This window comes from Okeania sp. SIO2F4 (assembly GCF_010672385.1).
In the GTDB taxonomy this organism is placed as follows: Bacteria; Cyanobacteriota; Cyanobacteriia; order Cyanobacteriales; family Microcoleaceae; genus Trichodesmium.
Genome location: NZ_JAAHGT010000258.1, coordinates 1 through 11,005, shown reverse-complemented (window position 1 = coordinate 11,005; position 11,005 = coordinate 1). Strand labels below are relative to the sequence as shown.

Below are 11,005 nucleotides of genomic sequence, written 5' to 3'. Positions count from 1 at the left end.
ATACCAAGCTTGAGTCCTTGCTGCTAAAGCCTTGTTGTAGACTAGACGCACGCAACCCAAGGTCCTGAGCAACAGATTTTCCTGTTCAGGAGTTGGATAGAATCTAAATTTGTACGCTTTTTCGACCATCTACTGTTTACTTCTCAATATTTACATTTTAGCATATTATATGTGAAACCACAACATTGATTGGTTTTCCAATTGCGTCGCTCCCCCCCCCTTTCAAAGGGCAGGGCTATTTCATTCTTGGTTAAGGCAGAAGGGGAGCAGGGAAGCAGGGAGCAAGGGAGAATTTTCCACCCTTTACCCAGGATTTTCCCCAAATTTATCCAAAAATAATTTTGCTGATTCCATGGGTTTTTCAGAAATTCCCTTGATTTCACCAAGATTATTTGGGGATTTTTCCGATCCTCCACCCCTGAAAATCGCCCGTTTTTCGTAACTTTTCCCCAAATCCCGGATTAGGTGCTCCAACTCCCCAAATATCGATTATTTATTTGACTTTGAAACAGCCCTACCCTTTCAAAGGGGGGTTAGGGGGGATGGAGAGCCCGGGTCTTCAACCAACGTTGAGATAAAAGTTTGAAATTTATAGATAATGTAGGGGAGTTGGCGTTACAAAGTTAGACTTGCCAAAAAAGTGATTTGTTACCTATAGTTATCCCTTTGAAATAGTTGTGATATTCCCAAGAAAGCACTAACTCCTAGTCCTACAGCACCATAAACTGCAGACCGAGAAGACCGAGTAATTTTTGATGTTCTATCTCCAAGCCAATTAGAGGCTGAATTAAACTGTTCAATAGCTTTTTATACTGTTACTCCATAGGCAACTTTCACCTCTTCAGGAGTACAATTATCAATTTTTTCAGCGAGCGCTTGTCGTTGCTCTTCACTAAGATGATCCCAAACCTGTTTTCCAATAACACCAACACCTGCAATAGCAACAACTGCACCACCTGTAGAAATAGCAGAAACAATTGCAGCACCTGCAGTTACTCCACCACCACCTGCAGCTAATGTGCCACCTCCTAACCAAGCTAGTGCAGCATTTGTAGCTGCTGCACCACTTAAAGAACTAATTGCTGTACCTGTGGAAGCTGCTGCTCCTAAACTAGAGGCAACAGTAACTACTGTACCTGCCGAAGTTCCTGCACAAACCATTGCTCCTCCAGCAGCAATAGCGGCAGTTGGTGCTACTTTTTGAATAATAAATTTTTGCCATTCTGGGGAAATTTCTACCCAAATTGCTTGAATAACTGAAGTACTTAATAAGACTGTTCCTAATGGTGGATATATAATTACAACTGTTGTAATTACACCTGAAGTAAATACTTTTAGTCCTACTTGATTAATTGCTTGTTCAACAGTCATTTTATCCTGTCAAACTTGAGTTAAAACAGGAATAACTTCTGAGCCTAATGTAAAGCCCAAAGCTGCAAAAGCATTTCCTCCCATTAACTTTTGAATAACCTTGATTGCAGCACCTCGAATCAAACCACTTTTTAAGCCATTTATAGCTACTTCAAGGAATTTTTCCAGTTCGGCTTTATCAAGTACTTGTTCTCCTCTACAATAAGCTCCAACAGTTTTAATAGACTGGAGCAAGATATTAATAGTAGTGTTAATTGCTGCACCTGTAATGCCAGCTCCTCCTACTTCTCCTACCAGTGCAGCAGCTTTCATTAGATCGGCAGCTAAATAGGGATTTTCAGCAACCCAAACAGCAAAGTCTTTACTAACAGGAAAACTTTCTATTCCATCTACATTAATTATAGTTTTTGTTTCCTCTAAATCAGGATTTTCTGAATTAGTCAGTATATCACTTTTATAATTACCAGAATTAACTTGTTTTTCTACATATTCAGATGTACCTGCTTTAGCTTGAATTTCTGCTATAACTTTTCCTACTTTTTCAACATAAATATCAGGGGCATATTTGGTTCCGTCTGTGGGAATTTGAGAAGCACGACTATCAGAGCCTTGTAGTCCAGCTCTAATATTAAAGCCAATCGTTTGTAAATGTTCAAAAGCAAAACCAAATGCTTGTGGATTTTCAGTAACCTGATGATTATAGTTGTTAATTAGACCTGCACCTGGTTCTAGCATTTTTGCAGTTCCATCTTGAACAGTTTCTGCTGCTGTTGATATGTTTTTAGTTATTTCGGGAATTAGTCCATTGATAATTGAATCAATTTTCTCTTTCATTTTTTAGAAAAATCAATCTCTTTTTACCTTTGATAATAAAACATATAATTCTTTGTTAACAAGAGGGGATTTACTGAATTTTTGTATAGTTAATTTATCTTATTTTAATTGAAAATACTGAGTGATAATTATTATCTAAAATTAATAATCGAAGGAATAAATCAAGTATTTATGTTGAATCAAGTATTTATGTTGAATTTATACAAACAACAAGAGACCCTCTATATCCGCCTGAATTATTACTCCTAATTCCTAATATTATATAGTTAATTTGAAGTCTGGAGCGATTATACTTATATTGTAATATACCCTAATATTAGCTTCAGTATCTATAAGTAGGGCGCAAAACCCACGCCCCACATTTATTACTATGCTAGATTTTTGCGTTTATCAGAATTTGGAGAATTATTCTTTAGGTTTAGTCAACACATCCCAAGCTGCTTGACCTGCTTTAACTAAGCGATCGCCAAAATCCTGGACTTCTTTCACTGTTGTCTCCCAGTTAGTTTCGATATCTTTCTCTATCTTTTTACCAGTTTCTTCTATTTTCTGGGGATCGATAAGTCTAATCCTTTCGATAGTTTCCCTTGCTTGTTTGACTGCTTGAATATAACTATCACGGGTAAACTCTCCAGCAGCTTCCATTTCTGACTGAGCCAATCTTTTGATTGCTTCCATCAATTCTTGGGTTTCTTGCTTAGGGTCGATGCCACCAGAAGTGGAAGTAATTTCACTTGATTCATTTTCTACTTCTACAATTGCTCTTTCTTTTGGTACATTTTGTTCAGTCATAATTTTTTCTCCTAATTTTACTAATTAACCGATTACACTTTACATTATATAGCTATAAGCGTTCAGTTCTCAGATTTAGTCACAGTAAGAATTTAACTTCTGACTTCTGACTTCTGACTTCTGACTTCTAACTTATCCCAATAATTTCTGCTCTAATTGTAGCAGCTTTTCAATCCGCGCTTCTGTCGATGGGTGGGTAGAAAATAAATTCGCCATCATTCTACCGGAAAATCCATTAATAATTAATAATGGTGCAAAAGCAGGATTAGCATTTAATGGGATTTGTCTGGCATTCTGCTCTAACCTTTGCAAAGCTTGAGCTAAAGCGCGGGGGTTGCCAGTTAAGTTACCAGCTCCCGCATCAGCAGCAAATTCGCGAGTTCGAGAAATTGCCATTTGGACGATACTTGCAGCTATCGGAGCTAACATGATGGTTAATAACATCACTACTGGGTTAGCTCGGTTTTCGTTTCTTGAACCCCCACCAAACCACATCGAATAACTAGCTATTTGAGTTAGCCAAGATATTCCACCTGCTATTGTAGCAGCTACTGCTTGAGTAAAAGTATCGCGATTTTTGATATGACTAAGTTCGTGGGCAATAACTCCTTCTAGTTCATCTTCTGGTAAAATTCTCATAATACCTTCGGTGACTGCCACTGCTGCATGATGAGGGTCGCGACCTGTAGCAAAAGCATTAGCAGAAGCAGTGGGAATAATATAAACATCTGGCATAGGTAGACCTGCGCGATCGCAAAGTTTTTCTACCATTTCATATAATGCAGGTGCTTCTGCTTGACTTACTGGTTGAGCTTTATAAGCTGCCAGAGCAATTTTATCTGAGAAAAACCAGGAACCTAGGTTCATTATAGCAGCTAAAAGTAGACCAACTGTAGCACCAGTTATCCCACCTATTAACGAATAACTAACTGTAACTAATAGGGCGCTAAGTATACCTAACAAAGCTACAGTTTTTACTAAGTTCATAAAGGTTGCCTCCTTTCAAGGCTAATGGTTGCTATTTATATTATCTGGTGGTTCTTGCTTTTTCATAATTTCTATTTCATTGTAACTATGATTATTCATCTACTTATGGTCGGAAAACTTGACAAAAAGTTCGGTTTTCCTTTTCTCCAAGCATTCAGCCATGAGCTATCAGCCTTTAGCTTTGTTATACCATGCATGAAAAAAGAATGAGCGGGAATAATTTAGTCAACTAAAATAGTTTAAGTTAGATGCTGATTTGTTTTAATAAATTCTTTCATGGCAAAACATGATAATAAGAGAGCTATTTCTACTGACTACTGTACGGGCGATTCGCGTAATTAGGAGCATTCCGTAGGAAATCTTCCCTAGGACTCTTGACTACTAGAAACAGTTCAAATATTTGTAGTAAAAATTTATCGCACTTGGTATTATTCCATTTCAAAATGATAACTGGTATGGCTGCCATTTGGATATAAAAAAGTACAGACTACTGTTACTTCGGGATTATAATTGTTCATCAATTTTTCTAAACCCATTTGTTGCCAATCAGTAATTATTGATGGGATTTGACTGATAGGTTTAAACTTCACTTGCCAGTCTGCTAAAACTGTACTATTTTCCTCTAATTGTCTAAAAATTATTACCGTACCTTTTTCCGCAATTTGTTTATATCCTTCAGAGGCAATAGCTGCTATTTTTTCTGCATTGGCTTCGATTACTGCTAATTGTTCTGCTTTTGATTCTAGAGATTTTTCCATTATATTTATCCTCAAGAGGGAATAGGGAGTAGGCAGTAGGGAGTAGGGAGAAATAATTGATTTGATTTTTTATTATTGGATATTTTTATTAATTAGACTACATTAATCTGGAATCTGTTGTATCATAATTATCAGTATGCTAACTTAATTAGATGTGATTATGTCATTGCAACTGGAACGGAGTGGAAGGAAGCAATCTCCAGTAGATGAACCACATTAAAAAAATGATAACCCGCTCTGGGACGTTGCATGCAACGTCCCTACTTTGTGGTCTACTAATCATAAGAGGTACTGAATAACTGACAACTGAAATGACCGTTGCTTTAAAATTAACTTTCTTTATAAATAATATTCAATAATAATTCTTGAGCTACGGCTTTAACTACATTAATACTTACAGAATTTCCCAATTGATAGTAAGCTTTATTATCGTCAGGATGCAAAATAAAATTATCTGGAAAACCTTGTAATCTAGCAGCTTCCCTCGGAGTAATTTTTCTGACTCTATTTTGATGATAAATTCCCAATCTATTAGCATCACTTGCCACCAAAGTTACAGAAATTTTATCTGGGTCTAAAAATTTGTAGACTTCAAAAGAAAAATTACCTGCCACTGGTTTATATTTTGACTCCACTATTTGCAGATAATTTTTAATCACTAAAGAATTGAGCAAAATATCTAACTGAGGATGAGTGAAAAAACTAGCTATTTGCTCTTGACTCAATAATTTACCATCTTGATGTTTACCAAATTGACTATTTCTCCGTTTCAAAATCAAACGGTTCATTAATTCTATTTCATCAGGACTACATTTTCCTCTTAATCCCAACTCCCAAGAATGAATCGAATTTCCACCCCGATAATCAATTAATCTCATTCCATGTAACTTATTTAAGTCTCCATTTAATCTTTGTTTTAACGCTGTGACAAATTTTTCCGAACAATTATATTTTTCATCTGGATTATCTTCCAAAATATCTGCCACAGTTACAGATTTTTGCAGAGGATAAAATAAAGATAATTGTTGCGGTTGATAAGAATGAGAATCTTTCGGACCAAGGTCAGAAATTAAATTAAATTTTGGTGTTTTGTCTAAAACTCCAACAATATAAACCCGGAGACGATTTTGGGGTAAATCAAAATTCGCGCTATTCAGTAAAAATATGTCAAAACTATACCCTCTACTTTTAATTTGATGTTTAATAGTTTCGATAGTTCTACCTTTATCATTAGTCAGCAAGCCACGAACATTTTCAAATATAAAAGCTTGGGGTTTGTATGTATCTATTAATCTAGTAATATCAAAAAAAAGTGTACCTCTGGTATCGCCAAATCCAGCTTTTTTACCAGCAGAAGAAAAAGATTGACAAGGAAATCCAGCTAATAAGATTTCGTGTGCTGGTAACTTTTCAATTTTGCTAATATCTCCTAAAGGAAATTCAGCAAAGTTTTTCTCATAAACTAAACCAGCATCGGGATTTATTTCACTACTTAATACACATTCAGTTTCAATGTTTAAATATTCGGCAGTTTGTGCAAAACCTAATCTCATTCCACCAATACCAGCAAATAAATCAATAAAACGAATTTTAGTCATTTTATAATTGTTATAAATATAAATAGTATGTAAATTGTCTAGTTTTTTCAATCATTATTGTTTTCTAAGTAATCTCTCAAAAAATTACAAAGAATTGACAACTCATTTTTAGAAAATGCCACAGTACAGTGGCTATGCAAACAAATTGTTTGTAAGGCTGACTGTCTTTCAAAGTTTCCTGCTCCATCTATAACATAAGCAATTTTGTGACCTGCTGCTTCAACTTGTTCGTAACGAGCTTTTGCTTGTCCTCCTTTAGGTTCAATAACACTATTAGTAGTTACTTGAAAACTGACTTCTATAGCTACATATTTCTGATTTTTTGTGACTATAATATCAAATGAAGTTAAGCGTCCTGTAGTTTGGTCAGTATGAGTTACATTAGGTAATGTAGCATCAGATTTGACTTCAATTCCAATAATTCCAATTTCATCTTTTATGTACTGAGCAACAAATTTTTGGGCTAGATGACCTAAAGCATTAGATTTTGCACCTCCTGTAATACGACTAACCCAAATATATCGCTGCTTAATAAAACTATCTAATTCACTAGGTTTACCCAAATAATCACCAATTTCACATCTTGCTAATATTGAAGCAATTTCTTGATTAGCATTGCTGTAAGAACTTCCAAATAAAAGAAGCGCAATGGCATCTTTTTGTCTTTCATCTAAAGAATGTTTTACAAAAAGGTCTTTTCCATTAATTTTAAGAGTTTGATTACTTAAAGTTTTTGTAGGTAAGGCTTGAAACTTATAAATGTGCTGAGTATTTTTCCAATAAAATTTCATTTCTTTATTAGGAAACAAATTTGTAAGCATTCAGCCGTCAGCTAGCCTCTTGCCTCCTCCGGAGGAGCTGCGCTTTTTCGTAAATGCTCCGCAAACATGTCGCGTAGCGAAACAGAGGAGCTAACGCTTTTCATGTCGCGTTTGCTTTAGCATGACCTAGGAAAGCGAAACAGCTATCAGCTAAGGTATTTAGTATTTAGACTATATATTCAATTTTTCTCAAAGGCAATATAGAGAATATAAAATCTAGATACACAACAGCTTATAATTTATTTGCCTAATTTATTTGCCTAATTTATTTGCCTAATTTATTCAAAAAGCGCTCGAGCTGAGTGCGAGCTAGCTGAATGCTTACACAAATTTTTAAATTCTCTACTGATACGTTTGAGCATTTATCCTCCAAAGTCAGCCATAATAACCAAATGCTTAACAAATAAGTTGCCTGATAAAGCTGAAGAGTTTACTATTGTAAATAAATCCTCTAATTCTAATACATCAATGCTTAAGATTTTAATAAATTGCTATTGTGTTTTTAACAATAATGGCATTATACTTAACTCTGTCTCCATTTCAGCTAATTCTGTAGGCCAAAATTTTGATGCTGCTTTTTCTAATTCTAGAAACATTTTTCTAGAATCTTGTTTGGGGTTGCTCATTATATATTTTTTTATTGATTATAAAAGTTTTGTCAAAGAACTTCAATAATTATACAAAAGGATCGATAAAATATTATCAAAGACTAAATATTTGCACCGCTCAAGTAATAATGTGGTGAAAAAAACAGTAGAAAATATTATCTATAACGCCTTATAATACTGACATTTTCTACTCTTGATAAATATAAGTGGGGTGAGCATCCTACCCACCCCAAAATATCAGAAAAGAGCAAGATGCTCATGCAACAAAACTATTAAAATTAACTTCAGTATTTCAATATCTAGACAACAAAATCTTCACCTCCTCCTCTATTTCCATATCCTTCATCGCTTCCCACTCAGCACGACGAACACCAATAAATGCTTGAGCTAATTCAGACCCCAAAGCATTTTGCAGAACATCATCATTAAGTAAGTGAGCGATCGCTTCTCCCAAGGAACTAGGCAAAGCATCTATTCCCCGCGTCTCTCTTTCTGCGGGAGTAAAATTTCCTGGGTCAATTGCCACAGGTTCCCCAACATCAAGACCCCGGTTAATCCCATCCAAACCAGCTACTATCACACTTCCCAGAGCTAAATAAGGATTAGCAGAAGCATCAACAGTTTTTAACTCAAAATGAGTGGGAGACGGTGGGGCAAAATTACTTGGCACCCTAACAGCAGCTTCCCGGTTATCTAAACCCCAAGCACGAAAGGCACCACTCCAGAAATGAGGGCGAATGCGACGATAAGAATTAACGCTTGGAGTTGTCAGCGCCATTAAAGCAGGTAAATGCTCAAGAATTCCAGCAATGAAACTACGAGCAGTTTTGGAGACTCCCTCTATTCCATCTGAGTCAGGAACAATATTTTGCTCTCCCTCCCACAAACTCAGATGTAAGTGGCAACCATTACCTGCTTGGTCAGCAAAAATTTTCGGCATGAACGATGCAGTGAGTCCATGTTTGAGAGCTACTCCCCGCACTGTTTCCCGAAAAATTATTTGTCTGTCAGCAGCTTGTAAAGCGTCGCTATAACGGATGGATATTTCCTGTTGACCAGGACCTGACTCTGGATAATACCTTTCCACTTGAATTTCTTGAGCAGTTAGAGCATCCGCAATATCGTCAATTACGGCGCAGTTAATATTCATCCCCAAGGTAGAAGCAAAAACTGTATCATCTGTGGGAGTGATACTATCAGAGGTAGATTTGAGTAAGTAGAATTCGTTTTCAAAGGCAGCCTTTATTTGTAAACCTGCTTTTTCCGCAGTGGCGATCGCTCGTTTGAGAAATGTACGGGGACACAAAGACCAGGGAGAGCCATCTTTGAAGATATCCCCAAGTAAGCTGGCGTGAGTAGGAGTGTAGGGTAATGTATGGAGGGTAGACCAGTCGGGAACTAACCAAGCTTCTCCCACAGGAGTGAGACCTGTTTCAGAAATTACGGCATCGTACATGACTGGAAGTGCTTGTTGGGCAACTGTAATGCTGACTCCTGTATGGAAGTGTTCTGGTAATACGTCAATATGGAATGCTTTGGAGCGGATGATATTGGCGTTGTCACAGAAGAGAACGCGGACGAATTTTGTACCGTTTTTTTTGAGACGTTTAAAAATGTCTTTTGGTTGATTTTGTTTTTTGCTGTTCATGTTTTCAAGTTAAGTTATTCCAGCTTAGAATTTTTATTGACTATTATCTCACACAAACTATAGCAATTCCCATACTGTTCAATAATTAATAATTAACAATTAATAATTAACAATTACCTCTTCTTAAAACATTGAGGATTGGTTAAAAGGAATTTTTTTCTTCTCTCTTGGGAGATTGGATATGGCGAACTTCGGAGCGGCTCTGCATTCTTAGGGAGACCTCGCCATCCCATCCTACTCCAAGCTCCGCTTTTAGGGAATAGGTATGGAGGGAACAGGTATGGAGGGAACAGGTATGGAGGGAATAGGGAATAGAATAGAATAGAAATAAATATAGGTGTATCTTATTAGCCTGAGAAACGCTATATACTATAGCTTAATGCTTAAAGCTATCAGCTTAAGTTAAAATATTGGCTCTCCAAGATTTCAATTTTATCAATATCCTACCACTTTTTTGTAATGTTATATAACTAATTTAGCCAACTGCCTAGAACAAATTAGCCATGATACAATTAATCTTTATTGTTCTTTTTAATTATTAAATTTATGGTTATGGATGAGGGAGTAATTAAATATCATTGTCATTGGATTCAAGGAGAATCTCTAGCGATCGCTCGTCTGACTGATTTAATGAAAAAACGTGACTTAATGCGTTCCTTGGGATTAATTTGCGTTTACGAAAATGGCATTGGTTTTGGTAATGTTAGTCAGAGAATAAATAATTCCAATCAGTTTATTATTTCTGGGACTCAAACTGCTCATTTCCCAACTTTAAAACCAGAACATTACACAGTAGTTACTGATTTTAATATTGAGGAAAATTGTATAACTTGTTGCGGACCTGTAAAAGCTTCTTCTGAATCTTTAACTCATGCTGCTATCTATTATTATCGACCAGAAATTATGGGTATTATTCATATTCATAATTATCAGCTTTGGCAAGAACTTATGTTTAAAGTTCCTACTTCTAATCCAGATGTTCCTTATGGTACTCCACAAATGGCAAAAGAAATGTTTCGTTTATTTGATGAAGAGAATTTAGGAGTAGAAAAAATATTAGTAATGGCAGGTCACGAGGATGGAATTATTTGTTTTGGTAAAGATTTAGATGAAGCTGCTAATATTTTGTTGAATTTTGTAGATATTGATAATTTTTAAATTATCAGGACTTACGCATAACCGCTATATATAGTAGGAGTTAACGGCCGTTAACCCCTATAGGTGGTATATGGTTCCATACTTTGCGTAAGTCCTGTTATAAGAGAATGGGTTTCTAGAGGTATTTACAGTTAAGAGAATATTGAGCTGTACCTTATTTCATCTCCGGTTGAATAGTTATAATTAAAGCTCGTAGTATTGCTCTAGCTCGAAGATAGATAGGGCTAGAGCAATACTACAAACAAAAACTTTTTTATTACTTATTATATGGACATCATAATTAAGTATTTAATTGTAAAAATTTTCTAAAGTTTTATTAGATGGTTGACACAATGAATCAATATCTTAGAGTAAGTTAAAGCAAAAAATTACAGGAGTGCAATATGAGTAGTGGAAAAGTCTCCAGACAACGAAATATGCTGAATATAAG

At 35.7% G+C, this 11,005-nt stretch carries 12 protein-coding genes; 1 reads left to right on the top strand and 11 read right to left on the bottom strand.

Going from position 1 to position 11,005, the window contains the following annotated elements; translation table 11 throughout:
• From F6K22_RS17415 to F6K22_RS17370, 11 genes are all read right to left on the bottom strand, one after another.
• Nucleotides 1-129, bottom strand: a 129-nt coding sequence (locus tag F6K22_RS17415; protein ID WP_293100301.1) for a helix-turn-helix domain-containing protein, incomplete at its 3' end; no start/stop codon positions are given.
• A 678-nt stretch (nucleotides 130-807) separates the two neighbouring features.
• Entirely contained in the window at nucleotides 808-1,371 is a 564-nt protein-coding gene (locus F6K22_RS17410) for a hypothetical protein (RefSeq protein WP_293100299.1), read from the bottom strand.
• A 9-nt stretch (nucleotides 1,372-1,380) separates the two neighbouring features.
• Nucleotides 1,381-2,205: a hypothetical protein gene (locus F6K22_RS17405; RefSeq protein WP_293100296.1), complete on the bottom strand. Its 825-nt coding sequence runs from the start codon at nucleotides 2,203-2,205 to the stop codon at nucleotides 1,381-1,383.
• 405 nt (nucleotides 2,206-2,610) lie between these two features.
• Nucleotides 2,611-2,997, bottom strand: coding sequence for a hypothetical protein (locus tag F6K22_RS17400; RefSeq protein WP_293100293.1), 387 nt, complete (start codon nucleotides 2,995-2,997; stop codon nucleotides 2,611-2,613).
• Between the two features lie 132 nt (nucleotides 2,998-3,129).
• Nucleotides 3,130-3,984: a M48 family metalloprotease gene (locus F6K22_RS17395; protein ID WP_293100291.1), complete on the bottom strand. Its 855-nt coding sequence runs from the start codon at nucleotides 3,982-3,984 to the stop codon at nucleotides 3,130-3,132.
• A gap of 428 nt (nucleotides 3,985-4,412) precedes the next feature.
• Nucleotides 4,413-4,742, bottom strand: a complete 330-nt coding sequence (locus tag F6K22_RS17390) for a hypothetical protein (protein ID WP_293100288.1) — start codon at nucleotides 4,740-4,742, stop codon at nucleotides 4,413-4,415.
• Nucleotides 4,743-5,071: 329 nt separating this feature from the next.
• A complete protein-coding gene (gene dcm, locus F6K22_RS17385; protein ID WP_293100286.1) occupies nucleotides 5,072-6,340 on the bottom strand; it encodes a DNA (cytosine-5-)-methyltransferase in 1,269 nt (422 codons plus the stop codon).
• A 47-nt stretch (nucleotides 6,341-6,387) separates the two neighbouring features.
• Nucleotides 6,388-7,161: a restriction endonuclease gene (locus F6K22_RS17380; RefSeq protein WP_483244142.1), complete on the bottom strand. Its 774-nt coding sequence runs from the start codon at nucleotides 7,159-7,161 to the stop codon at nucleotides 6,388-6,390.
• A 362-nt stretch (nucleotides 7,162-7,523) separates the two neighbouring features.
• The gene (locus F6K22_RS43535; RefSeq protein WP_483244143.1) at nucleotides 7,524-7,640 is read right to left on the bottom strand and encodes a hypothetical protein; all 117 of its coding nucleotides are present in this window, start codon (nucleotides 7,638-7,640) and stop codon (nucleotides 7,524-7,526) included.
• A 12-nt stretch (nucleotides 7,641-7,652) separates the two neighbouring features.
• Nucleotides 7,653-7,787, bottom strand: a complete 135-nt coding sequence (locus tag F6K22_RS17375; RefSeq protein ID WP_293100281.1) for a hypothetical protein — start codon at nucleotides 7,785-7,787, stop codon at nucleotides 7,653-7,655.
• A gap of 274 nt (nucleotides 7,788-8,061) precedes the next feature.
• The gene (locus tag F6K22_RS17370; RefSeq protein ID WP_293100278.1) at nucleotides 8,062-9,417 is read right to left on the bottom strand and encodes a glutamine synthetase family protein; all 1,356 of its coding nucleotides are present in this window, start codon (nucleotides 9,415-9,417) and stop codon (nucleotides 8,062-8,064) included.
• Between the two features lie 546 nt (nucleotides 9,418-9,963).
• Between F6K22_RS17370 and F6K22_RS17365 the strand changes: the two genes are divergently transcribed.
• Complete coding sequence (locus tag F6K22_RS17365) at nucleotides 9,964-10,575, top strand: class II aldolase/adducin family protein (protein ID WP_293100275.1); 612 nt, start codon at nucleotides 9,964-9,966, stop codon at nucleotides 10,573-10,575.
• Nucleotides 10,576-11,005 lie beyond the last annotated feature (430 nt).

What these genes read in the sequence shown, in the direction of transcription:
- F6K22_RS17380 (WP_483244142.1), bottom strand. Translation starts at nt 7,161, where the DNA reads ATGCTTACAAATTTGTTTCCTAATAAAGAAATGAAATTTTATTGGAAA.
- F6K22_RS17365 (WP_293100275.1), top strand. Translation starts at nt 9,964, where the DNA reads ATGGTTATGGATGAGGGAGTAATTAAATATCATTGTCATTGGATTCAA.
- F6K22_RS17390 (WP_293100288.1), bottom strand. Translation starts at nt 4,742, where the DNA reads ATGGAAAAATCTCTAGAATCAAAAGCAGAACAATTAGCAGTAATCGAA.
- dcm (WP_293100286.1), bottom strand. Translation starts at nt 6,340, where the DNA reads ATGACTAAAATTCGTTTTATTGATTTATTTGCTGGTATTGGTGGAATG.
- F6K22_RS17395 (WP_293100291.1), bottom strand. Translation starts at nt 3,984, where the DNA reads ATGAACTTAGTAAAAACTGTAGCTTTGTTAGGTATACTTAGCGCCCTA.
- F6K22_RS17370 (WP_293100278.1), bottom strand. Translation starts at nt 9,417, where the DNA reads ATGAACAGCAAAAAACAAAATCAACCAAAAGACATTTTTAAACGTCTC.
- F6K22_RS17405 (WP_293100296.1), bottom strand. Translation starts at nt 2,205, where the DNA reads ATGAAAGAGAAAATTGATTCAATTATCAATGGACTAATTCCCGAAATA.
- F6K22_RS17410 (WP_293100299.1), bottom strand. Translation starts at nt 1,371, where the DNA reads ATGACTGTTGAACAAGCAATTAATCAAGTAGGACTAAAAGTATTTACT.
- F6K22_RS17400 (WP_293100293.1), bottom strand. Translation starts at nt 2,997, where the DNA reads ATGACTGAACAAAATGTACCAAAAGAAAGAGCAATTGTAGAAGTAGAA.
- F6K22_RS17375 (WP_293100281.1), bottom strand. Translation starts at nt 7,787, where the DNA reads ATGAGCAACCCCAAACAAGATTCTAGAAAAATGTTTCTAGAATTAGAA.